Source organism: Kribbella hippodromi (assembly GCF_039531045.1).
In the GTDB taxonomy this organism is placed as follows: Bacteria; Actinomycetota; Actinomycetes; order Propionibacteriales; family Kribbellaceae; genus Kribbella; species Kribbella hippodromi.
The window spans coordinates 73,764-95,706 of the sequence record NZ_BAAAPH010000017.1 but is presented as its reverse complement, the minus strand read 5'-3'; the positions used below and the strand labels follow the sequence as shown (position 1 = coordinate 95,706).

Sequence of the window (21,943 nt, the reverse complement as noted above, 5' to 3'; positions counted from 1 at the left end):
GGGCATCATCTTACGAATCAGTGAGGCGGCTCCGGCGGGATGTTTCCGGCCCGAAGCCAGGCGATGTAATCGCGGGCGACCTCCACGCCGGGCCGAAGCCGCAGCCCGGCGGCCAGGGCCCGGCTGTTGTCAAGCTGGAAGGTGCCGTCGTTGGACCCGTCATGCGGCAGGAAGTTGGCGAGGTCTCGCGCGTCGATGTACTGCACCGGCTGCTCCGGGCGGGCCGCGCACTCCATCGAGCCACCATGCGCGAGCGCCCATCCCCAGTTGCCGAAATCGGGGTTGTACGACCCGACCACGAACCCGGATCGCACCGCCGCCGTACGGTCGCCGAAAGTGGCGCTGAGCAACGATTCGCACCGCACCTTCGACGGGCCGTACAGGTCCATCGTGAACTCGTCCTCCGGCGCACCGGCCGGCCAGGGCAGCAGCGGCGCGGATTCGGTCATGCCACGATGCGTCTTGCTCGCGTACACGGCGATCGAGGACATGTAGGTGTAGTGCGCGCAGCGATCCCGGAGTACGGCGGCGCTGAGTGAGACGTCGCGGACCAGGAAGCCGGACAGGTCGATGACGCCGTCCCATTCGCCCCCCGCTAGTACGTCCGGCGCGGCGCGGTCGCCGGTCAGCCGGTGTACGCCGGGGAACAGTTCGGGATTCGTACGGCCGCGGTTGAAGAGCGTGACGTCGTGACCGGCGGCGAGGGCGGTTTCGACGACGTGGCGGCCGAGGTTCTTCGTACCGCCGAGGACCAGGAGTTTCACGAGAGTTGTGCGATCAGGTCGGTGAGTTCGGCGTGCAGCGGGGCGATCCAGTCCTCAGAGCCCGGGATGGTGCGGATGCCTTCATCGACGACGAAGGTCAGTGCGAGGAGGCAGAAGCAGGCACCGCCGACGAGAAGTTGCCGGTCGACCAGGAACGGGTCCGCTCCGGACACCTCCACGTACCGGGCGATGATCGGGCCGCGCTCGTAGCCAAGGGCAACCGCTTCGCGGACCAGCGTGTACAGGTCACTGAGGTGCGGCGCGGCGTACGCCACCGGCCAATCGACGACGGACCACCGCGTCCCGTCCGACACCAGGTTCTTCGGCACGAAGTCCCCGTGCACCACGCCAACCGCCGCATCCCGATGCAACCGCTCCAACGCCCCCGCCAACCGCCCGACCTCAACCCCACCCAACCCAACCTCAGCCCCAGCCAAGCCAGCCGAACCGCTCCGCCCAACCAGCTCAGCCGACCCCGCCACACCCGACCCGTTCTGCCCGGCCTGTTCGATCCGGGTGGCCAAGTCCCCGACCCGCTCCGGTGGGAAGTCGCTCGGCTGGTCCAGCGTCTTCTCACGGATCCGCGCCACCAACTCAGCCGCCGCCACGAACCCCTCAGCCGTAGGTTCCTGTTCCAGCGTCACCCGGCCGACATCGGCAAGTACCAGCACGTCGTCCGAGCCGTACAGCACCTCCGGCGCCGGCAGCCCCAGCGGGACCACGAACCGCTCGTACGCCCCCAACTCCCCCGCCTGCGTGTCACTCCCCCGCTTCACCACCACACTCCGCAGCCCGTACGACAGGCGCCAGACCTCCGACGACCCCCACCGCCGCAGCAGCTCCGTGTGCACCTCATCCACCCCCGGCGCACCCAACGCCGCCACCACCACGTCACCCGGCACCCAGTCCGCAAGCATCCGGCCAGTACACCACGCCCTCCGCCACTCGTGAGAATGAATAGACGACCAGCAAGCGGGCGGTTGTCAGACCCAGTAGACGGGCGAATTAGGGTAGGGGCATGACGGAGAACGCCACGCGGGCCTGGGGATTCGGACTTGCGACTGTTACTGCTGCTGGGGACGTGCTTGACGTCTGGTACCCCGCACCCGAGCTAGGTGAGCGGGCGGCCGGCGCCAAGGCACCGGCCGAGCTGGTCGCGGCAGAGGGGAACGACGACCTCCGGCAGGTACGCCGTGAGGTAGTGGTGACCGAACTGGTCCTGGCGGATGCGCCGGCGGGCGTGGCGGACGCGTACCTGCGACTGCACCTCCTGTCGCACCGACTCGTGCAGCCGCATGGAGTGAATCTGGACGGCATCTTCGGTGCGCTGCCCAACAACGCGTGGACCTCGCTCGGCCCGGTTCCGGTCGAGCAGATCGAGCAGGTACGGCTCCGGGCGCGCGCCGCGGGCCAGCACCTTTCGGTGACGAGTGTGGACAAGTTCCCGCGGATGACCGACTACGTCGTACCGAGTGGTGTCCGGATCGGCGACGCGGACCGGGTCCGGCTGGGCGCACACCTGGCCGAAGGCACCACCGTCATGCACGAGGGCTTCGTGAACTTCAACGCCGGCACGCTCGGTACGTCGATGGTCGAGGGCCGGATCGTCGCCGGGGTCGTGGTGGACGACGGCAGTGACATCGGCGCGGGCGCGTCGATCATGGGCACACTGTCCGGCGGCGGCAAGCAGGTGATCTCCATCGGCAAGCGCTGCCTGCTCGGCGCCAACGGCGGCACCGGCATCTCGCTCGGTGACGACTGCGTGGTCGAGGCCGGACTGTACGTCACCGCCGGTACCAAGGTGACGCTCCCGGACGGCACCGTGGTGAAGGCCCGCGACCTGTCCGGGCAGCCGGGGCTGCTCTTCCTCCGGAACTCGGTCACGGGCGCGGTCGAGGCCCGGCCGCGGACCGGCGGCGGGATCACCCTCAACGAGGCCCTGCACGCCAACGCCTGAAACCCGGCGGTTACGGGCCAGTACAGGGCCCGTACTGGCCCTAGTACAGGCCAAGCTGAGGCCAACCAATGTGAGGCTGTGCACGTCAACCAGTTCGTGACCAGCGAACCGGAACCTGTGCCCCGCCTCCGAACGTTGGGAGCGGTATGCCGTTGAAGCGTGGTGCGCTGGTGGCCGTCGGAGCCATCGGCGCGCTCAGTATTGCCGTCGGGGCCGGGATCGCCTGGCTCGGCAGCAAGCATGTCGGCAACATCCTGCAGCCACGGGAGCAGTGCAGCGCGACCGTGAACGGGCAGCAGGTGGTGCTCGATTTCGAGCAGGCCGAGTCCGCGGCGATCATCGCCGGCGTCGCGGTCCGGCGCGGGCTGCCGGCCCGGGCGGCGACGATCGCGCTCGCCACCGCGTACCAGGAGTCCGGCTTGCGGAACCTGGCGCACGGCGACCGGGACTCCCTCGGGCTGTTCCAGCAGCGGCCGTCACAGGGGTGGGGTACGGCGGCGCAGGTGCGCGATCCGCACTATGCGGCCGGGAAGTTCTACGACGCGCTGGTGAAGATCAAGAACTACCAGAAGCTGTCGATCACGGTCGCGGCCGATCGGGTGCAGCGCAGTGCGTTCCCGAACGCGTACGCCGATCATGAGGCCGATGCGCGGGTGCTGGCGTCGGCGCTGACCGGGCAGTCGGAGAGCGTGTTCAGCTGCACCGTGAACACGAATGCGGTGCCGACGCAGGCCGCGGGGGCAGACGGGTTGACGCCGCGGGCGGATGCGGTGCGGACGGATCTGGCGCGTACGTTCGGGAAGTTGTCGACCGGTGGGTACCAGCCTGGTGGGGTGAGCACCGGGCACATGGAGGGGTCGGCGCACTACGAAGGGCGGGCGGTTGACGTGTTCGTACGGCCGATCTCGGCGGCGAACACGACCAAGGGGTGGGCGATCGCGCAGTACCTGGTCGCCCGGGCCGATCTGCTGAAGATCCAGACGGTGATCTTCAGCGACAAGATCTGGACGGCGGGCAGCAAGTCGGACAGCGGATGGCGGGACTACACGCCCCCCGAGCGCTCCGGCGACCCCAAAATCCTCCGCCACCTCGACCACGTACACGTAGACGTCCTCGACCAATAAGAAACGGAGCGCCCGGATAGGACGCCCCGGTCACTCTCTGCAACAAGCGCCCACGAAGAGCCGACGCCCTCCCAAACGGCGGCTCGTGGGGACAGCCGGCACTCTCCTGAACGACGGTTAGCGGGAGAGCCAGCGCCCTCCCAACCAGCCGCTTGTGGGAAGAGCCCACGCCCTCCAACCGACCGCTTGTGGAAGAGCTGCCGCTCTCACAAACGACTGGCAGGGGAGAGTCACCAGCCTCCCCACCAACTGCCTACGCGAGCGGCGGCGGGCCTCTCCAACAACTGTTAGAGGAGGGAGCCGGCACCCCTCCATGCGAGCGGATGCGGTACGCGCCGCGGCGCGGTCGCCGGGTGCCGCTCCCACCGACTGCTTGTGGGAGAGTCTGCGGCCTCCCTAAAACTGCTCGTGGGGAGAGCCGACCGGCCCTCCCCACGTTCCTGCCCTGCTTGGTGAGGGAGCGGCGGCGACCTCCCCGCTCCTGCGTTACTCGCCGTGCTCCTGCGCTAGCAGGACTGCGAGCGTCCTCACTGCTGCTTTTACTCGTCGTGCTCCTGCGGGGCGGGGCGGCGTTCTCCCTCACTCCCGCTTTACTCGTCGTGCTCGTGCGGGAGAGGGCGGCGCTCTCCCGCACTCCTGCTTTTACCCATCTTGTTCTTGCGGGGGCAGGGCGGCGAGCTTCCTCACTGCTGCTTTTACCCGTCGTGCTCCTGCGGGGGCAGGGCGGCGCTCTCCCTCACTGCTGCTTTTACTCGTCGTGCTCCTGCGGGGGTAGGGCGGCGATGAAGGGGTGGTCTTTGTCGATTTTGCCGAGTTTGGACGCGCCGCCTGGGGAGCCCAGGTCGTTGAAGAAGTCGACGTTTGCGGTGTAGTAGTCCTTCCACTGCTCCGGGGTGTCGTCTTCGTAGTAGATCGCCTCGACCGGGCAGACCGGCTCGCACGCCCCGCAGTCGACGCATTCGTCCGGGTGGATGTACAGCATCCGGTTGCCCTCGTAGATGCAGTCGACGGGGCACTCCTCGACACAAGCGAGGTCCTTCAGGTCAACACACGGCTGCGCGATGACGTAGGTCACTGCTACTCCTCCTATGGCAGGCAAGCGCAGCGTTCGAGTTCGGGGTGCTGCGATGCGGGTGATGCGAGTATCTCTAGTATCACGGTAGTACGTCGCCCACTTTGCCAGGAGTCCGGATCGTGTCAGGCCTTGGTACCCGTGATATCGGCCACCGTGTAGTCGTCCGGCACCGGATTCCGGGTGGTCTGACCGATCTGATCGGTGTCCTGGCGTCCTGCGACAGTCAGGCCCTGAGTGTCCGGCACGCCGACGGTACGGTGCACGGCATCCCGCTGCGCGACGTCACGGCGGCCAAGACCATCCCGGAGATGCCGCTCCGCCCGGTCGACGTCGAGCAGTTGTTCCTGACCACCGCACTGGGCCGTCCGGCGGTCGAAACGGCGTATGTGGGCCACTGGTTGCTGCGGGCATCCGCCGGCTGGACAGGTCGCGGCAACTCACTCCTCCCGGCCGGAGACCCCGGCGTACCGGTGGCTGATGCGCTGCGGCAGGCAGAAGACTTCTACGCCAAGCACGAGCTCCCCGCACAGGCACTGATCCGCGTCGGCAGTCCGTACGACGAGGCGATCCGCGCCTGCGGCTGGGTGGAGGCGCGCCCGGAGCAGTGCGACGTACTGGTCATGCACACCACGCTCGACCACGTAAACGCCCAGCCGGCGTACGACGTACACCTGACGGACCAACCGGACGACACCTGGTACGCAACCGCCTTCGAAGGCCCCGTACCAGCTGTAGCCCCGCAGGTACTGGAAGGGGCACCAAAGGCGACGTTCGCCTCCATCACCCTCGACGGACAGGTCGCAGCAGTGGCCCGCGGCGCCATGACCGGCCACTGGCTAGGTGTAGACGCAGTCCGGGTCGCTAGTGACTTCCGCCGCCGCGGACTGGGAACAGCCATCGTCCAGGGCCTAGCCCGCTGGGCAGGGGCTCTAGGAGGTCGCCGCACCTACCTGGAAGTGCTCCAGGACAACACGGCGGCCCTGACGACGTACAAGCGGCTGGGATACCAAGAGGCGTACCGCTACCGCTATCTGACCAGCCGATGAGCCGCCCGCGCACCGACCAGCGTCAGCACGAAGAACCCAGCTAGTACAACCGCCAGCGCCCGTCCGGGGTCCTGAGCAAGCGATGCGTACGTAGAGCCAGCCAACGCAACAGCCAGCGCACCGGCGAGCTGTGCGTTGGTAGCAACGACCCCAGAGAGGTCAGCCGCGTACTGCGGCGGCAGCGTCGACGTGACTGCACCAATGAGCGTGTTGGCACTGATCCCCAGCCCTAGCCCGCCAATACCAAGCAGAGCGAACAGCAACGGCCCAGTACGACCGCCCAGCAGTAGGTAGCCCAGTACTGACAGGTAGCCAACCGCCAAGATCAGACAGCCCACTACTGGCATCCACCGCACTCCCCTGCGCAGTCTGGGCAGCACTGGTCCGGCCAGACCGAAGGCAGCCACCCAAACCACCATGGCGAACCCCGAGTACGCAGGGCCCTTCTGGAGCCCGCTCTGCAGGTACATAGCGAGTACGAAGAGCAGCGCGAAGTACGTGCCACTGGTACACGCATGAGCGAGCAGACCAGCGCGTACGGACCGATGCCCTAGGACCTGGCGTGCAATCAGTGGACGGCCACCACGGGCAGCCGTACGACGCTCGCCGTACTCGAACAACGCCAGCGCCGGCAGACTGAGCAGAAGGCACAGCCACGACCAGACCGGCCAGCCGCGCTCCGAACCGAGCAGGAGCGGCACGATGACAAGCAGAACCGCTATAGACAGAACACCTACGCCAACCAGGTCCAACCGGTCACGATCACCTGGCTGATCGGCCGGTAGCAGGCGCCGCCCGGCAACAGCCAGTGCGATGCCGATCGGTACGTTGACCAGGAAGATCGGCCGCCAGTCCGTACCGAACAGGTTCGCAGCGATCAGTACGCCGCCAAGCAGTTGTCCGGCGACCGCACCACCCGACAGGGCGAGCGAGAAGTACCCAAGGGCCTTGAGCCGATCGCGCCCCTGGAAGTGCAGCTGGATGCCGCTGAGTACCTGCGGAACCATCAGAGCCGCGCCCGCGCCCTGGACGAAGCGAGCGATGATCAGCGTGGTGATGTCCGGCGCGACACCGCAGGCCAGCGATGCCGCTGTGAAGATGGTCAGGCCGAGCAGGAACGTCCGCCGGTACCCGAACGACGAACCGAGCCGGGCACCGGTGATGAGCAGTACGGCGAAGGCGACCACGTACCCCGAGATGACCAGACCGACCGCGCCTTCGGAGGCGTGCAGGTCCGTCGCGATGGACGGACCGGCGATGTTCGCGACCGCGGTATCGATGTTCGCCATGAACTGGCCGGTGAGCAGGACGGCGAGAATCGCGCCCCGGTTGCCGGTCTTCGCAGGCGTCTGAGTGATGTGCACACCGATGAAACGGTGTGAGCCCCTCGTCATGTGAGGGCGCTACTCTCGGGTGCCATGACGGATCACGTGGCCGAGCGGCCGGAGTACGCGGGCGACTTCGAGGGAACGGTGCACCTCGAGTACACGCCGCATCCGGACGACGGCGTAGCCGATCCGGGCGAGATCGTCTGGACCTGGGTGCCGTTCGAGGAGGACCACCACCGCGGCAAGGACCGGCCGGTACTGGTGGTGGGCTGGGACGCGCCGTACTTGCTGGCGCTCATCCTGACCAGCAAGGACCACGACCGGGACGCCGCCGACGAGGCGCGCTGGGGCCGGGTCTGGATGGACATCGGCAGCGGCGCCTGGGACAAGGAGCACCGGCCGAGCGAGATCCGGCTGGACCGGGTGCTCCGGATCGACCCGGCCCAGGTCCGCCGCGAGGGCGCGGTGATCGAGGAGAACCTCTTCCACCAGATCGCCGCCGGCCTGCACCAACTGAAACGCGGCTAGCGCCCGCTGCGAGAAACTGGTGCCGGCTGGACCTAGCGTCCCGGTGGTGGCGTGACCCCACCAGGTGGCGGGGTGACCGGTGTACCGGGCTTCGGACCGCACTTGATGTCGTCGGCCGCGTTGTACTTGGTGGTGAACGACTCGGTCTTCACCCGGGTGCCGTTCTTCGCGAAGTACCGGTACACGGTGATGTCGAAGCCCGCCGTCGGCGCCTGCGCGCGGCAGTCGGCGGCGGTGTTGTACACCACGCTCGGCGACCGGTAGTTGGTCCGCTCGGACTGCCCGGCGGTGATCTGCCAGGTCTTCGTGCCCCAGATGATCACCCGGATGCTGCCCTGCGTACCCGGCGTCGACGCCTTGAAAATCGTCTGCACCAGCACGCCGTGACCGGAGTCGTTGAGGAACTTCAGGTCCACCGACGGCCAGGCAACGGTCGCCTCGCGGCCGACCGGGTAGCGGTCGATGTAGACGCTGTGCGCCTTGTGCTCGAGGATCTTCAGCCCGGCGAAGAAGGCCGCGTTGAAGGTGGTGGTGGCGGACTGGGAGACGCCGCCGCCGAGGTCCAGGACGAACTTGCCGCCGCTGATGATGTTGCCCTCGGTGAACCCGTTCTCCTTGGTCCGCTCGCCGACGATCTTGTTCAGGCTGAACGTCTCGCCCGGCTTCAGCAGCGTCCCGTTGATCTTCCGCGCGGCGGTCCCGATGTTCACGTTCCGGTAGCCGGTGCCGTGCGGGAACTGGGTGGTGAAGTCGCCCATCCGCTGGGTGATCCCGAGCGCGGTCGCCTGCTCGGTGCTGAACTTCGCCTTGGTCGCGATCAGCGGTACGACGGCCCGGCGCTCGCCGCTCGGCTTCGGCAGCGCGGCCAGGATCGCGGCGCCGACCTTGGCCCGGTCGACCACCATCCCGTCCACCGCCGGAACCACCTTCGGCCCGGCGCCGGAGATCTGTACGGTCGCGTCCTTCGGCAGCGTCTCCAAGGACTTGAACCGCTGCACGAACAGCGGCTCCAGCGCCTTGGTGTTCAGCGACGGGATCACATCGCCCTCGCGCGCGGTCAGCGTCAGCGCGGGCGCGAGCTCGGCCGGGGTCAGATCGACCGACTTCGAGCCGACGCTCAGCCGGACCGGGCCGGACATGGCCGGCTCGGCGAAGTCCTTCATCGCCTTCGCGATCGCCTCGGACCCGGCCTTCGGCTTGGTCACACTGACCGGAAGGTCCTTCGGCTCACCGTTCGACGGGTACGCCGCCAGTACTGCCTCCGGCGCCTTCTCCTTGTCGAGTTGCAGCCCGTCGGCGGAGTCGTGCCGGACCGCCTTGGTGTTCTTGAACGTGATCGTGCCCTCGGTGGCCGGGCGGTTCACCTGTCCGGCCAGCTTGTCGACGGCCGCCTTCAGCTTCGCGTCGTCCTTGGTCACCACCGGCTCGACCGCGTCGCCACCACTCAGCGCCCGCAGGATCCGGCCCGGTGCCAGGCTGCGACCCGCGCCGGCGGCGGCGACGGTCGCGTCCAGGTCCACCGACAGCCCGGCGTCGGCCGGCGCCACCTGGAACTTCGACCCACTCGCCTGGAGCGCGATCGGCGCACCGATCCGGTCCTTCAGACCAGCTTCGAGCTTCGTCTTCGCGTCGTCCTTGGAGAGCCCACCGATCGGAATCCCGAGTACCGTCGTGTCGCCCGGGACCTTGTCACCGGCGAACGCGAACGCCGCGCCGTAGGCGACGACGACTACACCGAATCCAGCGGCGGCGATGATCCCCGCGAGCTGTTTTCTCCCCACCGGACAGTGTCCTCCTGCTCGAGCCTTGGTCAGGGCACAAGCGCACATCCTACGGGACGCGACGGGGCCTTCCGGCCGTCGGGGCGACCGCCGCCGACCCGCTCGTCACGCTCGGTCGCCGGGCAGTTCCCGGTAGCCACGGGAGTAGTAGATCAGCGCACCGGCGGCGGTCGATTCGCCGGTGCCGAGGCTCAGCACTTCGCCGACGACGATCGTGTGGTCACCACCGTCGTACGTGGCCCAGGTCCGGCATTCCAGCCAGGAGAGCGCGCCGTCGACGACCGGACAGCCGGTTTTCGGGCCCGCCGTCGTGGCGATGCCGTCGAACTGGCTGTAGAGATCCCGTCCCGACCGCGCGAACCGGTCGGCGATCGGCTGTTGCGCCGCGGACAGCACCGACACGGCCCAGTACCCACAGTCCAGTACGGCAGCGTGCATGCGTACGCCCTTGTCCACGCAGACCAGCACCAGCGGCGGATCGAGCGAGACCGACGTGAACGCGTTCGCGGTCATCGCGTGCGCGACGCCGTCCTGCAACGTGCTCATGATCGTGATCCCGGCCGCGAACTTCCCGAGCGCGACCCGGAAGTCGCCGGCGGGCACACTCCCACTCGACTCGGTTGAGGACACGTCAGCAGGCTAGGGCATGTCGCCCGATTCCACACCGTAGCGAGGAGGTGCCCGGTGCGGTGGCTCGGTGCGCGGGAGGGGACGCCTCGATGTGGTTCATCGTGGCCTTTCCTCCCGTGCGGCGAGACGCCGTGCCGGGTGCCCCGCAGTAGGTGTGGGGTCGGGCGACATGCCCTCGTTCCTGCTAGGAGGTTGATGCCTCAACCGAGCGTGTGGGAACAGTCACCTAATCGAGGCCGGCGAACAGGTCGTGTTCGAGGCCGTCGGGGCCGGGGGCGGCGGTGCCCTTGACCAGGCGGTAGGGCTCGGAGCCCCAGATCTGGTTGCCGACGTTGTTCGACAGGGCGAAGAACGGGCCGTCGACGGTGATCTGGGTGGCGTGCGCCTTCATCGCGTTCATCTTCTGGTCGATGAACTGCCCGCCGTCGATCACGCAGTCGATGAACCGGTCCGGCGTGATCATCGGCGGCAGCGGGCCGTCCGGGTCCATCCCCTCGAAGGTGGTGGTGTCACCGGCCTCGCGCAGCAACCGGAGCTGCTCCCGCATCCGCGACTCGGCCATCGCGGTCCAGTAGATCTTCGGCACGTCCCAGGCCGGACCGAGATCCTCCCGGTACGACCGGGCAGCGGCGAGATCGGCAGCGTACGTCGCCACGCGATGCGCCTTGATGTGATCGGGATGCCCGTAGTTCCCGTACTGGTCATACGTGACGAGGACCTGCGGGCGGAGCTCCCGGATCACCGGGACCAGATCGTTGGCCGCGTCCAGCAGATCGGCCTGCCAGAAGCTGTCCTTGCGGGTCTCCGGCGGGACATCGGCGTTGCCCTGCTCGTTGTAGATCATCCCGGTGTCGCGGTACTTGCCCGCGGCGCCGAGGAAGCGGTGGTCGGTGACCCCCAGCTCGGCCATCGCACTGGACAGCTCACCGATCCGGTGCCGGCCGAGGCCGTCCTCCTGATCTGAGGCCAGGTGGGCGAGCTCCGGGACCAGGACCTCACCCTCCTCACCGAGGGTGCAGGTGACCAGCGTGACGTGCGCCCCTTCGGCCACGTAGCGCGCCATCGTCGCGCCGTTGTTGATCGTTTCGTCGTCCGGGTGGGCGTGCACCAGCAGCAGCCGGCGCTCAGCAAGCTCAACCATGCCGAAAGCCTACGTCGGCCGCCAGACAGTTTCCGGCGAGTTCCCGCCGCCGAACGCCCAGCCGGCCGGCCGAAGCCACCCCGGCCCGGCAACCGCGGCGGCTCAGCCGAAGCGGCGGACCAGCAGGCAGCCGGCCTGGAACCGGGACTTCGCGCCGAGCCCCGCGATCAGCGCGCTGATCTCCGACCGCACCGTGCGCAGCGATACGCCCAGGTCGCGCGCGATCGCGGCGTCCTTGGCCCCGGTCGCCATCATCCGGCCGATCGTCACCTGCCGGCTGGTCAGTTCCTTGGCCGCCGTCACGCCTGGCCGGCGCGAGTCCAGGTCGTACACCTCGCAGACGATCTCCGGCGCGAAGTCCTCTCTTCGCACCGCCGCCACCGCCGGGTACACCGACATACGTCACTCCTCCCCAAAGAGTTGTCGGCAGGATTCTCGTCGGTGGAGGAGACCGGTCACCAGGTACAACCCATACAAACGACCCATACAAGTTTCGGTCGGTGATGTGTTGATGGCGCCGCGCAGTGTGACTTCTGCCACTACAGCCGGTTCCGGAGCAGCCGGACGAACGGCCGGTCCGGTGGCAGCCAGGCCGTCTCGTCGAGCTCGGCCGGCCCGAACCAGCGCAGTTCCGAGTGTTCCCGAAGCACCGGAGCCCCGGCCAGGATCTTCGCGTAATAGACGTGCAGCCGGTACGCGGCCGAGATGTCCACGCCCGGCCCGAGCGACGCCCCGACCTCGATCTCCAGGTCCAGTTCCTCCCGGAGCTCTCGCGCGGCGGCCTGTTCGTCGCTCTCCCCCGGCTCCACCTTCCCGCCCGGAAACTCCCATCCACCATCAGGCCCCGGCCGGTACGCAGCCAGCACCTGCCTGTCCTTTACTACCGCAACCCCTACAACAATCTGCACTGCATTGATTCCTTCCCCGCCCCGCCGCCCCGGTCAGGGCGACTCTGCCAGAAACTGTCCATCAGGTCCGGAATGATGCGAGGCATGACCTTGCAGAACAGGGTTCTGCCCACCCAGGAGATCGTCGCCGACCCCGGCCGCGGCCTGCTGCTGGGCAACCGTGGCAGCATCCACCGCCCGGACCGGACGCTCGGAACCACCCGCTGGCGGTCGAAGGCCTGGATCTGCTGCGCCCTTGAATGGAAGGGAATCCGGCGCGATCCGATGCCGCCCGGCCGCTGGACCGCACTGTTCTTCTTCGACGAGGCGGTCGCGCTCGCGGCCGGCCATCGCCCCTGCCACTACTGCCGGCGCAGGGATTTCCTGCTGTACGCCGGCGCCTGGGCCACCGCCAACGCCCTTGCCGAGCGTCCACGCGCGGCCGCGATGGATGCCGTGCTGCACCACCAGCGGGTCGACTCCCGCACCCGGCGGCAACGCACCACCATCCAGGACCTGTCCGGACTCCCCGACGGCGCGATGGTGCGCTTCGACGGCCGGCCGGCGCTGGTGATCGGCGGACTGGTGTTGCCGTGGTCCTGGGATGGGTACGGCATACCACAACGGCCGCCCGGGCTGGAGCAGGTCGAGACCCTCACCCCACCGGCGAATCTCGTTGTCCTACAGGGCGGATTCGCTCCATTACTCCACCCGTCGGCCGGTCGCAACTGAGGTAAGCCTAACTGGAAACACGCCGTACCGACGGGTCTTCCGTTGGGCGCTCCGCAGGGGCAAAGTGTGCCCATACTGACAGCTACATGACCATTACTGGAGTCGGCCATGGGTGAAGGCAACAGCAGCCGTGAAGCCACCGCTGCGGTCGTCCGCGCGCTCGAGGGGCTGCATGCGGCCGTCGGCAATCTCAGCCAGGAGTACGGTGACACCCTCGGCATCCGCCGCCTGGTGTCCGACGTGGCCCGGCTGAGCGACGACCTCGCAGAGCTCGGCCCGCCCGACCCCAGGCACAGGCCCGGACCCGTTCCGGAGGAACTCGAGGAGATTTCCGACGTGGAGTACGACGCGTCCATGTGGACAGACGCGGAACACGAAGGCTTCGGCGCGCCTGACAGGCACGCTCCCTGATGGCCACCGGAGTAAGTAGTCCCGGCCGCGCACAGGTAGGCCTGAAGACCGCGAGATCGGATCGATGGTGGCTGGCGCCGTTGCGGATCGGCGTGATTCTGCTGTTCTTCATCGTCTACGCGACGATCCGCATCTTCATGAACAAGTGGTACTGGGTCGACGCGCACCACTACCTCACGCCGCTGTACTCACCCTGCGTCACCAGCAGCTGCGTACCCGGCTCCAGCCACCTCGGCACCTGGTTCGGTGACTTCCCGCGGTTCGTGCCGTTCAGCCTGATCACCTTCGTGATCCTGGCCGGCTTCCGCGGCACCTGCTACTACTACCGCAAGGCCGGGTACCGTTCGCTGTTCTTCGCGCCGGCCGCCTGCGCCGTGCCGGAGCCGCACAAGGCGTACACCGGGGAGCGGAAGTTCCCGCTGATCGCGCTGAACCTGCACCGGTACTTCTTCTACGGCGCGCTGATCTTCGGCCTGCTGAACGTGTACGACGGCATCCTCGCCTTCCACGGCAAGGACGGCGGCTTCGGGATCGGCCTCGGCACCCTGATCATCTGGGTCAACCTGGTCTGCCTGTGGCTGTACACGCTGTCCTGCCATGCCTGCCGGCACATCGTCGGCGGCCGGCTGAAGAACTTCTCCAAGCACCCGCTGCGCTACCGGTACTGGACCTTCGTGTCCAAGCTGAACCCGAAGCACGGCACGTTCGCGATGACGTCGCTGTTCACCGTGATCCTGACCGACTTCTACATCATGGCGCTGTCCGCCGGATGGTTCTCCGACCTGCGCTTCATCAACTGACCGGGAATTTCTGGATATGACTGAGCTGGAACGACACTCCTACGACGTCGTCGTGATCGGGGCCGGCGGCGCCGGCCTGCGGGCGGCGATCGAGGCCCGCGAGCAGGGCAAGAAGACCGCGATCATCTGCAAGTCGCTGTTCGGCAAGGCGCACACGGTGATGGCCGAGGGCGGCTGCGCGGCCGCGATGGGCAACGCGAACTCGAACGACAACTGGCAGACGCACTACCGCGACACGATGCGCGGCGGAAAGTTCCTGAACAACTGGCGGATGGCCGAGCTGCACGCGCAGGAGGCCCCGGACCGGGTCTGGGAGCTGGAGACGTACGGCGCCCTGTTCGACCGCACTCCGGACGGCAAGATCAGCCAGCGGAACTTCGGCGGCCACACGTACCCGCGGCTCGCGCACGTCGGCGACCGCACCGGCCTGGAGCTGATCCGCACCCTGCAGCAGAAGATCGTCTCGCTGCAGCAGGAGGACTTCGAGGCCACCGGCGACTACGAGGCGAACCTCAAGGTGTACGCCGAGTGCACCATCACCGAGCTGCTCAAAGACGGTGACGCGATCTCCGGCGCCTTCGGGTACTGGCGTGAGTCCGGCCGGTTCGTGCTCTTCGAGGCACCGGCCGTCGTACTGGCGACCGGCGGGGTCGGCAAGTCCTTCAAGGTCACCTCGAACTCCTGGGAGTACACCGGTGACGGGCACGCGCTGGCGATGCGGGCCGGCGCGACGCTGATCAATATGGAGTTCATCCAGTTCCACCCGACCGGCATGGTCTGGCCGCCGTCGGTGAAGGGCATCCTGGTCACCGAGTCGGTCCGCGGTGACGGTGGCGTACTGAAGAACTCCGAGGGCAAGCGGTTCATGTTCGACTACGTACCGGACGTGTTCCGGGCGCAGTACGCGGACAACGAAGAAGAGGCCGACCGCTGGTACAAGGACGCCGACAACAACCGGCGCCCACCGGAGCTGCTGCCGCGGGACGAGGTCGCCCGGGCGATCAACTCCGAGGTGAAGGCCGGCCGGGGTACGCCGCACGGTGGCGTCTTCCTGGACGTGTCCTCGCGGCTGCCGGCCGAGGAGATCACCCGGCGGCTGCCGTCGATGCACCACCAGTTCAAGGAGCTGGCCGACGTCGACATCACCGCGGAGCCGATGGAGGTCGGTCCGACCTGTCACTACGTGATGGGTGGCGTCGAGGTCGACCCGGACACCGCGTCGTCGGTCGTACCGGGCCTGTTCGCGGCCGGTGAGGTCGCCGGCGGGATGCACGGGTCGAACCGGCTCGGCGGCAACTCGCTGTCCGACCTGCTCGTCTTCGGGCGGCGGGCCGGCCTGGGCGCGGCGACGTACGTCGACGAACTCGGCGCGAACCGGCCGAAGATCAACGAGGCCGACGTGGACGCGGCCGCGACCGAGGCGCTGGCGCCGTTCGAGCTCGAGGGCGGCGAGAACCCGTACTCGATCCACCAGGACCTGCAGCAGTCGATGAACGACCTGGTCGGCATCATCCGCAAGGAAGCCGAGATGGAGCAGGCGCTCGGCCGGCTGGCCGAGTTCCGCGGCCGGATCGCGAAGATGACCGTGGAGGGCCACCGCCAGTTCAACCCGGGCTGGCACCTGGCGCTCGACCTGCGGAACATGCTGACCGTGTCCGAGTGCGTGGCCGGCGCGGCGCTGCTGCGGCAGGAGTCGCGCGGCGGTCACACCCGGGACGACTTCCCGGGGATGAACCCCGAGTGGCGGAAGAAGCTGCTGGTCTGCGCGCTCGACCCGGACGGCTCGGTGAACGTGACCGAGGAGCAGCAGATTCCGATGCGCGAGGACCTGCTCGAGCTGTTCGAGGTCGACGAGCTTTCGAAGTACCTGACAGACGAGGAGCTGCCCTCCAAATGAGCTACAAAGGGAAATTCCGGGTCTGGCGGGGCGACGCCGACGGCGGCGAGCTGAAGGACTACGAGGTCGAGGTGAACGAGGGCGAGGTCGTCCTCGACGTGATCCACCGGCTGCAGGCCACCCAGACGCCGGACATGGCGGTCCGGTGGAACTGCAAGGCCGGCAAGTGCGGCTCCTGCAGCGCCGAGATCAACGGCATGCCGAAGCTGATGTGCATGTGCCGGATGAACACGTTCGCCGAGGACGAGGTCGTCACGGTCACCCCGATGCGTACCTTCCCGGTGATCCGGGACCTGGTCACGGACGTCTCGTACAACTATCAGAAGGCCCGCGAGGTGCCGGCCTTCAAGCCGCCGGCGGACCTGAAGCCGGGTGAGTACCGGATGCAGCAGCAGGACGTGGAGCGCTCGCAGGAGTTCCGCAAGTGCATCGAGTGCTTCCTCTGCCAGAACACCTGCCACGTGATCCGGGACCACGAGGAGAACAAGGAGAACTTCTCCGGTCCGCGGTTCCTGATGCGGATCGCCGAGCTGGACATGCACCCGCTCGACGCCGCCGACCGGCAGCACGCCGCCCAGGACGAGCACGGTCTGGGCTTCTGCAACATCACCAAGTGCTGCACCGAGGTCTGCCCCGAACACATCAAGATCACCGACAACGCGCTGATCCCGATGAAGGAACGGGTCGCCGACCGCAAGTACGACCCGCTGGTCTGGCTCGGCAACAAGATCCGCCGCCGCCCCGCCTGACCCTCGCACCACGTCATCCCCTCGCCATTTCAGGGGTTAACCACCAGAACGGCCCGTTCACCACCCGCCTGCGGATGGTGAACGGGCCATTTCAGGGGTTGACCCCTGAAATGGACGGCGAGCTCAGGGGCCGGTCACTCGCGTGGGTGAGCCGGGCGGTGGGCGGGAGCGCCTAGGGTGCGGGGCATGGGTGTACTGGTGGGAGCCTTGTTCAGCATCGGCGTGTTCGCGGTGATCTTCGTACCGGTGGCGCAGCGGCTGCTCGGCGTACGCTTCGGGCTGATCCGGATGGGGCTCGGCGCCGCACTGACCTTGGCGGTGTTCAGCCCGATCGCGAACGCCCTGGTCGGCTCCGGCGAATTCACCGGCTCCAACGCGGTAGCGGTCGCGCTACTGGGGCTGACGACCCTGTGCTCCATGCTCACCGGCCTGGTGTTCTTGGTCCTCTCGGAAGCCCTCGTTCCGACCGGTTCGTTGCCCCGGGCCCGGGATCTGCGCCGGGACCTGAACGGCCGGATCGCCCGCACCGGGCGGTACTTGCAGATCATGCGGATCGCCATCAAGCACGGCCTCGGCCCGTACCTGCGCGGCCGCCGGCGCCCCGGCCGGGAGAATGCCGCCGGCCAGGCCGACCTCGCCCGTTCACTCCGGCTCGCGCTGGACGAAGCCGGTGTCACCTTCGTGAAGCTCGGTCAGGTGCTGTCGACGCGCAGCGATATCATCCCGGCCACGGTCGCCGCCGAGCTCAGCCATCTCCAGGACCAGGTCTCGCCGGTCCCCTGGCCGCAGATCGAGCGCGTACTCACCGAAGAACTCGGCGCCCCGCCGCACCAGCTGTACGCCGAGCTCGACCAAGCACCACTCGCCGCCGCCTCGATCGCCCAGGTGTACTCCGCCCGGCTGTCGTCCAGCGCCGACGCGGTAGTGATCAAAGTGCAGCGCCCCGGCATCGCCGGCCTGGTCGAGCGCGATCTCGACATCGTCCGGCGGCTGGCCCGGCTGCTCGAGCGGAACACCGACTGGGGCCGCGCGATGGGCGTCCGTGCCCTCGCCGACGGTTTCGCCGACGCGATGCGCGAGGAACTCGACTTCACCGTCGAGGCCGGCAACATGACCGCCGTCGCCGCCGGGCGTTCCGTTGCCGGTAGCAATGACCTGGTGGTGCCCCGGCTCTATCCGGAGCGGTCCACCCGACGGGTACTGACCATGCAACGCCTGGACGGGATCGGCCTCGGCAATGCACAGCAGGCGATCGCGGACCGCGGTCTCGATCCGGTACGACTCGGCCGGACCTTGTTCGACTGCTTGCTCGGTCAGGTAGCGATCGACGGTGTCTTCCACGCCGACCCGCACCCGGGAAACTTCCTGCTGCTGACCGACGGCCGGATCGGCATGCTCGACCTCGGCTCCGTCGGCCGGCTGGACCCGGCCACCCGGGAAGCGCTGCAGCGGTTCCTGCTCGCCATCGACCACGGCGATCCGGTCTCCGCGACCGACGCCTTGCTGGAGATCGTGTACCGGCCGGACGTGATCGACGAGCGCGCGCTGGAGCGGGCCGTCGGGCAGTTCATGACGAAGCACCTGAGCGCCGGAGTCGCGCTCGGTCCGGCGATGTTCAACGACCTGTTCAAGATCATTACGTCGCACGACCTCGGCGTACCCCCTGAGGTTGCCGCGGTGTTCCGAGCGCTCGCGACGATCGAGGGCACGATCTCGCGGATCTCGCCCGGATTCGACCTGGTCGAGGCGTCGCGGCAGTTCGCCGGCGCGCATGTCACGGACCGGCTGGCACCGGACGCGATTCGCCGTACGGCAACCGAGGAACTCGCCACCTTGCTGCCGATGTTGCGGCGGCTGCCGCGCCGGATCGACCGGATCGCGGCCGCGGCCGAGAGCGGCCGGCTCGGCGTGAACGTCCGCCTGCTCGCCGACGAGCGCGACCGCCGGCACTTCACCGGGCTGCTGCATCAGGCGCTGCTGGCGATCATCGGCGCGACCGCGGGCATCATGGCCGTGCTGCTGCTCGGTACGCCGGGCGGTCCGAAGATCACCGACTCGATCACGCTGTTCCAGTTCTTCGGGTACAACCTGCTGGTGATCTGCGCGGTGCTCGTCCTCCGGGTCCTCGTGCTGATCTTCCGGTTACCCGGGAATCGCGTCTCTTGACTTCAACCTCACTTGAACTTCGACGATAGCGGTCATGACCTCGACCGCTGAGACCGCTGCGACCCGCCCCCGCCTTTTTACCGGCCAGCATCTCCCGCTGGTGCTCGGCGTGATCGGCCTGGTCACCCTCGGCGCCTTCGAGAACCGCGCGGTCGGCACAGCACTGCCGACCATGGTCCGCGAGTTCCACGCCCTCGGCAGCTTCGGCCTCGCCAACGCGGCGCCGAACGCCAGCTACCTGATCTCCCTCGCGATCGCCGGCCTGTGGTCCGACCGCCGCGGCCCGATCCCGACGCTGCGGGCCGGCGCGGTCTCGTTCGCACTCGCCCAGTTGCTCGTCGGTACCGCGACCGCGATGCCGATCGTGATCACCGGCCGGCTGCTCAGCGGTCTGGCCGAAGGACTGCTCGACGTATCGTTGATGGTCCTGGTCGCACGGGCCTTGCCTGCCGTACTGCGGCCGCGGATGTTCTCGCTCTTCGCCGCGATGTGGATTCTGCCGTCCGTACTCGGGCCGGTCGTGACGGGTGTGGTGACCGAGCAGTTCGGCTGGCGGTGGGTGTTCCTCGGCGCGGTGGTGCTGCTCGTACCGAGCTGGCTGCTCCTCCGCCCCGCGATGCGCCAGTCGGCTACCGCGCCCGTCCCTGAGCGCAGCGCCGACGACGCGGCCGAGCTCGCAGCCTGGCGCGCCGCCCTTCCTTGGGCGCTCGCCGCATCCGTCGCACTGTTCTCGATGACCGTCGCGGGTGATCATCTCGAGGCGCATCCGATCATCGGCGGTACGGCGATCGCGGTGGCGCTCCTCGTCCTAGGACGGTCCGCCGTACGCATCATGCCCGCGGGTACTTTCGTGGCGCGACGTGGTTTCCCGGCCGTGGTCGCGGTCCGTGCACTTGGTGGCGCCGCGTTCGCCGGCGTCGGAGCGTACCTTCCGCTGTTGCTGACGTTGGAGCACAGCTTCAGCCCGTCGCGGGCCGGGGTGACGTTGTCGATCACCGGCGTGTGCTGGGCGTTCGGATCCTGGTTGCAGGGGCGGGAGCACGGGATCGAACGGGTCACCGTGCTGCGTACAGGCCTGGCCTTGATGACCGCCGGACTGCTGGTCACGTCGTTGCTGGCGTGGACTGAGGCGACTACCTGGTTCGGTCTGATCGGCTGGGGATTCGCGGGGATCGGGATGGGTCTCAGCTCCTCCAGCCTGTCGGTGCTGACGCTCGATCTGTCCGACCACGGCAACGCCGGACGGAACAGCAGCGCCGGTCAGATGGCCGGCACGATGAGCATCGCGACCGCGCTGGCGATCAGCGGAACGCTGCTGGCGTTCAACTCCGACAGCCCGCGGCCGTGGGTGTTCGGCGTCATCATCGTCGCGGGCGCGGTGCTGGCCGGTGCGGGGCTGTCGGCCGCGGCGCGGGTCCGGCCGGCAGAGGTCTAGAGTGACTGCATGGCTGACCTTTTGACCGATGACCAGATCGACCTCGCGCTGCGCGACCACCTGCCGGAGTGGAAGGTCGTCGACAACGAGCTGGTCCGCAGCGTCAAGAGCGAGACCTTCCTGGACGGCATCCGGCTGGTCGCGACCGTCGCGCAGCTGGCCGAGTCGATGAACCACCACCCGGACATGGACATCCGCTGGACCACCGTCACGTTCCGGGTCAGCAGCCACGACGCCGGCGGCATCACCGACGACGACCTGATCCTGGCCCGGCACATCGACAGCGCGGCCGGCTGACCGCTTCCCGTCATGGCGCCTGTTGGCCATCGTGAACGCTGTTCGGAGCGGCGGGAAAACCCTTACATCTAAGGGATGACCTCACACCGCCTCGCCCTGGGTAGTGCTCTGACCGTTCTCCTCGCGCTGATTCCCGGTACGGCCGGTGCCGCCGGACCCGGCTGGTTCTGGAACCGGCCGCACTGCGACACCGTGTACGGCGACGGCTCGGTGACCATCACCGAGTCGGACGGCGAAACCCTCGCCCCGACCACCGGCCGGCTGCGCGCCGTCACGTACGCGAAGGTCGCCGCGCTGCAAGCACCGAACACCCTGATCAGCATCGGCCAGCGGGAGATCCAGCGCTCCACCGACGCCGGATGCAGCTGGCAACTCCTGGACAAGTTCACCGACGACTTGAGCACGTACGACGTCCAAGCCGGGCCGGACGACTCGGCGTACATCTACAGCGTCAACGACCAGCCCATCCTCCGCGTCCACGGCGCCCGCGTCAGCACGGTGGCCGGCCCGGTCGACGGCGGCGGGCTCGCCGCGCTCAACGCCCGCCCCGGCCGGCTGCGCGTGGTCGCAGGCGACGGACAGCTGTACGACTCCACCGACGACGGCATCAGCTGGCAGCGCGCCGGCGTACTCCCGGCTCGTGATCTGTACGCGTACGACGCGGTGATCGATCCGCGCAACCCGGATCACGTTGTCATCGGGGTGATGTCCGACGGCGTGTACGTCACCTTCAACGGCGGCCGTACCTGGACCCGCTCACGCCCGGTCGAGCGGGTGAACGCCTTCAGCCTGACCATCTCGCCGGCCGACCCGTCCAAGGTGTGGATGGAGGGGTACGACCGGGACCGGTCGACGCGCTTCATCTGGGAATCCACCGACGGCGGGCTGAAGTTCCGCGAGGTGCTGGACCAGACCCAGGCCGACCTGATCAACGGCAACCAGATGTGGGCCTCACCGGCCGACCCGGACCTCATCTACTTCAGCTACGGCACGTCCTTCGCCAACTTCGGCGCCGACCTGTACCGCTTCCGCCCGTCCACCGGTGAGCTGACCAAACACCACAACCGCAACGACGGCATCCCGTCCCTCGCCTTCAACCCCTCCAACCCCAAAATCCTCTACCTCGGTCTGGCTGAAGAACGGTGATTGGGGCACCTAAGGACAGGTAGTGGTGGTGCGCCCCCTAGTGCACCTG

The 21,943-nt window shown here is 68.1% G+C and carries 22 protein-coding genes; 13 read left to right on the top strand and 9 right to left on the bottom strand.

Annotated features, from left to right (window positions below; translation table 11 throughout):
• Nucleotides 1-17: 17 nt before the first annotated feature.
• Both ABD260_RS24990 and ABD260_RS24985 read right to left on the bottom strand, forming a co-directional pair.
• On the bottom strand, nucleotides 18-764 hold the full coding sequence (locus tag ABD260_RS24990; RefSeq protein WP_344236931.1) for a Rossmann-fold NAD(P)-binding domain-containing protein: 747 nt from the start codon (nucleotides 762-764) through the stop codon (nucleotides 18-20).
• Nucleotides 761-1,681, bottom strand: a complete 921-nt coding sequence (locus ABD260_RS24985; RefSeq protein ID WP_344236929.1) for a phosphotransferase — start codon at nucleotides 1,679-1,681, stop codon at nucleotides 761-763. The genes ABD260_RS24990 and ABD260_RS24985 overlap by 4 nt, the downstream gene beginning before the upstream one ends.
• A 101-nt stretch (nucleotides 1,682-1,782) precedes the next feature.
• Here ABD260_RS24985 and dapD point away from each other — a divergent pair, with 101 nt between their 5' ends.
• Nucleotides 1,783-2,721 carry a 2,3,4,5-tetrahydropyridine-2,6-dicarboxylate N-succinyltransferase gene (gene dapD / locus ABD260_RS24980; RefSeq protein ID WP_344236927.1) on the top strand — a complete coding sequence of 313 codons (939 nt, stop codon included), beginning with the start codon at nucleotides 1,783-1,785 and terminating at the stop codon, nucleotides 2,719-2,721.
• A 146-nt stretch (nucleotides 2,722-2,867) separates the two neighbouring features.
• Complete coding sequence (locus ABD260_RS24975) at nucleotides 2,868-3,845, top strand: VldE C-terminal domain-containing protein (protein WP_344236925.1); 978 nt, start codon at nucleotides 2,868-2,870, stop codon at nucleotides 3,843-3,845.
• Nucleotides 3,846-4,593: 748 nt separating this feature from the next.
• On the opposite strand, the gene fdxA is transcribed toward ABD260_RS24975, so the two are convergent.
• Complete coding sequence (fdxA, locus tag ABD260_RS24970; protein ID WP_012923087.1) at nucleotides 4,594-4,920, bottom strand: ferredoxin; 327 nt, start codon at nucleotides 4,918-4,920, stop codon at nucleotides 4,594-4,596.
• 119 nt (nucleotides 4,921-5,039) lie between these two features.
• Between fdxA and ABD260_RS24965 the strand changes: the two genes are divergently transcribed.
• Nucleotides 5,040-5,966, top strand: coding sequence for a GNAT family N-acetyltransferase (locus ABD260_RS24965; protein ID WP_344236923.1), 927 nt, complete (start codon nucleotides 5,040-5,042; stop codon nucleotides 5,964-5,966).
• Here ABD260_RS24965 and ABD260_RS24960 read toward each other — a convergent pair.
• A complete protein-coding gene (locus ABD260_RS24960; protein WP_344236921.1) occupies nucleotides 5,948-7,330 on the bottom strand; it encodes an MFS transporter in 1,383 nt (460 codons plus the stop codon). The genes ABD260_RS24965 and ABD260_RS24960 overlap by 19 nt on opposite strands.
• A gap of 54 nt (nucleotides 7,331-7,384) precedes the next feature.
• On the opposite strand from ABD260_RS24960, the gene ABD260_RS24955 reads away from it, so the two are divergent.
• Nucleotides 7,385-7,822, top strand: a complete 438-nt coding sequence (locus ABD260_RS24955) for a type II toxin-antitoxin system PemK/MazF family toxin (RefSeq protein WP_344236919.1) — start codon at nucleotides 7,385-7,387, stop codon at nucleotides 7,820-7,822.
• A gap of 32 nt (nucleotides 7,823-7,854) precedes the next feature.
• On the opposite strand, the gene ABD260_RS24950 is transcribed toward ABD260_RS24955, so the two are convergent.
• From ABD260_RS24950 to ABD260_RS24930, 5 genes are all read right to left on the bottom strand, one after another.
• Nucleotides 7,855-9,603 (bottom strand): VanW family protein, encoded by a 1,749-nt coding sequence (locus tag ABD260_RS24950; protein WP_344236917.1) that lies wholly within the window; start codon nucleotides 9,601-9,603, stop codon nucleotides 7,855-7,857.
• Nucleotides 9,604-9,708: 105 nt separating this feature from the next.
• Nucleotides 9,709-10,233, bottom strand: a complete 525-nt coding sequence (locus ABD260_RS24945) for a flavin reductase family protein (RefSeq protein ID WP_344236915.1) — start codon at nucleotides 10,231-10,233, stop codon at nucleotides 9,709-9,711.
• Between the two features lie 226 nt (nucleotides 10,234-10,459).
• A complete protein-coding gene (gene mshB / locus ABD260_RS24940) occupies nucleotides 10,460-11,374 on the bottom strand; it encodes an N-acetyl-1-D-myo-inositol-2-amino-2-deoxy-alpha-D-glucopyranoside deacetylase (RefSeq protein ID WP_344236913.1) in 915 nt (304 codons plus the stop codon).
• A 102-nt stretch (nucleotides 11,375-11,476) separates the two neighbouring features.
• On the bottom strand, nucleotides 11,477-11,773 hold the full coding sequence (locus ABD260_RS24935; RefSeq protein WP_344236911.1) for a response regulator transcription factor: 297 nt from the start codon (nucleotides 11,771-11,773) through the stop codon (nucleotides 11,477-11,479).
• A 140-nt stretch (nucleotides 11,774-11,913) separates the two neighbouring features.
• Complete coding sequence (locus ABD260_RS24930) at nucleotides 11,914-12,282, bottom strand: (deoxy)nucleoside triphosphate pyrophosphohydrolase (RefSeq protein ID WP_344236909.1); 369 nt, start codon at nucleotides 12,280-12,282, stop codon at nucleotides 11,914-11,916.
• 84 nt (nucleotides 12,283-12,366) lie between these two features.
• On the opposite strand from ABD260_RS24930, the gene ABD260_RS24925 reads away from it, so the two are divergent.
• From ABD260_RS24925 to ABD260_RS24885, 9 genes are all read left to right on the top strand, one after another.
• A complete protein-coding gene (locus ABD260_RS24925; RefSeq protein WP_344236907.1) occupies nucleotides 12,367-12,993 on the top strand; it encodes a hypothetical protein in 627 nt (208 codons plus the stop codon).
• Between the two features lie 108 nt (nucleotides 12,994-13,101).
• Complete coding sequence (locus tag ABD260_RS24920) at nucleotides 13,102-13,404, top strand: hypothetical protein (protein WP_319037765.1); 303 nt, start codon at nucleotides 13,102-13,104, stop codon at nucleotides 13,402-13,404.
• Nucleotides 13,404-14,204 carry a hypothetical protein gene (locus tag ABD260_RS24915; RefSeq protein WP_344236903.1) on the top strand — a complete coding sequence of 267 codons (801 nt, stop codon included), beginning with the start codon at nucleotides 13,404-13,406 and terminating at the stop codon, nucleotides 14,202-14,204. The genes ABD260_RS24920 and ABD260_RS24915 overlap by 1 nt, the downstream gene beginning before the upstream one ends.
• A gap of 16 nt (nucleotides 14,205-14,220) precedes the next feature.
• Nucleotides 14,221-16,101 carry a fumarate reductase/succinate dehydrogenase flavoprotein subunit gene (locus ABD260_RS24910; RefSeq protein ID WP_344236901.1) on the top strand — a complete coding sequence of 627 codons (1,881 nt, stop codon included), beginning with the start codon at nucleotides 14,221-14,223 and terminating at the stop codon, nucleotides 16,099-16,101.
• Nucleotides 16,098-16,850, top strand: a complete 753-nt coding sequence (locus ABD260_RS24905; RefSeq protein WP_344236899.1) for a succinate dehydrogenase/fumarate reductase iron-sulfur subunit — start codon at nucleotides 16,098-16,100, stop codon at nucleotides 16,848-16,850. The genes ABD260_RS24910 and ABD260_RS24905 overlap by 4 nt, the downstream gene beginning before the upstream one ends.
• 186 nt (nucleotides 16,851-17,036) lie before the next feature.
• Complete coding sequence (locus ABD260_RS24900; protein WP_344236897.1) at nucleotides 17,037-19,016, top strand: ABC1 kinase family protein; 1,980 nt, start codon at nucleotides 17,037-17,039, stop codon at nucleotides 19,014-19,016.
• A 34-nt stretch (nucleotides 19,017-19,050) separates the two neighbouring features.
• The gene (locus tag ABD260_RS24895) at nucleotides 19,051-20,451 is read left to right on the top strand and encodes an MFS transporter (RefSeq protein WP_344236895.1); all 1,401 of its coding nucleotides are present in this window, start codon (nucleotides 19,051-19,053) and stop codon (nucleotides 20,449-20,451) included.
• Between the two features lie 9 nt (nucleotides 20,452-20,460).
• A complete protein-coding gene (locus ABD260_RS24890; protein WP_344236893.1) occupies nucleotides 20,461-20,748 on the top strand; it encodes a 4a-hydroxytetrahydrobiopterin dehydratase in 288 nt (95 codons plus the stop codon).
• A 75-nt stretch (nucleotides 20,749-20,823) separates the two neighbouring features.
• Nucleotides 20,824-21,894, top strand: coding sequence for a WD40/YVTN/BNR-like repeat-containing protein (locus ABD260_RS24885; RefSeq protein WP_344236891.1), 1,071 nt, complete (start codon nucleotides 20,824-20,826; stop codon nucleotides 21,892-21,894).
• The last annotated feature ends 49 nt before the right edge of the window (nucleotides 21,895-21,943 follow it).

Coding starts and splice junctions, on each gene's coding strand:
- ABD260_RS24985 (WP_344236929.1), bottom strand. CDS start 1,681: ATGCTTGCGGACTGGGTGCCGGGTGACGTGGTGGTGGCGGCGTTGGGT.
- dapD (WP_344236927.1), top strand. CDS start 1,783: ATGACGGAGAACGCCACGCGGGCCTGGGGATTCGGACTTGCGACTGTT.
- ABD260_RS24975 (WP_344236925.1), top strand. CDS start 2,868: ATGCCGTTGAAGCGTGGTGCGCTGGTGGCCGTCGGAGCCATCGGCGCG.
- ABD260_RS24955 (WP_344236919.1), top strand. CDS start 7,385: ATGACGGATCACGTGGCCGAGCGGCCGGAGTACGCGGGCGACTTCGAG.
- mshB (WP_344236913.1), bottom strand. CDS start 11,374: ATGGTTGAGCTTGCTGAGCGCCGGCTGCTGCTGGTGCACGCCCACCCG.
- ABD260_RS24935 (WP_344236911.1), bottom strand. CDS start 11,773: ATGTCGGTGTACCCGGCGGTGGCGGCGGTGCGAAGAGAGGACTTCGCG.
- ABD260_RS24925 (WP_344236907.1), top strand. CDS start 12,367: ATGACCTTGCAGAACAGGGTTCTGCCCACCCAGGAGATCGTCGCCGAC.
- ABD260_RS24920 (WP_319037765.1), top strand. CDS start 13,102: ATGGGTGAAGGCAACAGCAGCCGTGAAGCCACCGCTGCGGTCGTCCGC.
- ABD260_RS24915 (WP_344236903.1), top strand. CDS start 13,404: ATGGCCACCGGAGTAAGTAGTCCCGGCCGCGCACAGGTAGGCCTGAAG.
- ABD260_RS24910 (WP_344236901.1), top strand. CDS start 14,221: ATGACTGAGCTGGAACGACACTCCTACGACGTCGTCGTGATCGGGGCC.
- ABD260_RS24905 (WP_344236899.1), top strand. CDS start 16,098: ATGAGCTACAAAGGGAAATTCCGGGTCTGGCGGGGCGACGCCGACGGC.
- ABD260_RS24900 (WP_344236897.1), top strand. CDS start 17,037: ATGGGTGTACTGGTGGGAGCCTTGTTCAGCATCGGCGTGTTCGCGGTG.
- ABD260_RS24895 (WP_344236895.1), top strand. CDS start 19,051: ATGACCTCGACCGCTGAGACCGCTGCGACCCGCCCCCGCCTTTTTACC.
- ABD260_RS24890 (WP_344236893.1), top strand. CDS start 20,461: ATGGCTGACCTTTTGACCGATGACCAGATCGACCTCGCGCTGCGCGAC.
- ABD260_RS24885 (WP_344236891.1), top strand. CDS start 20,824: ATGACCTCACACCGCCTCGCCCTGGGTAGTGCTCTGACCGTTCTCCTC.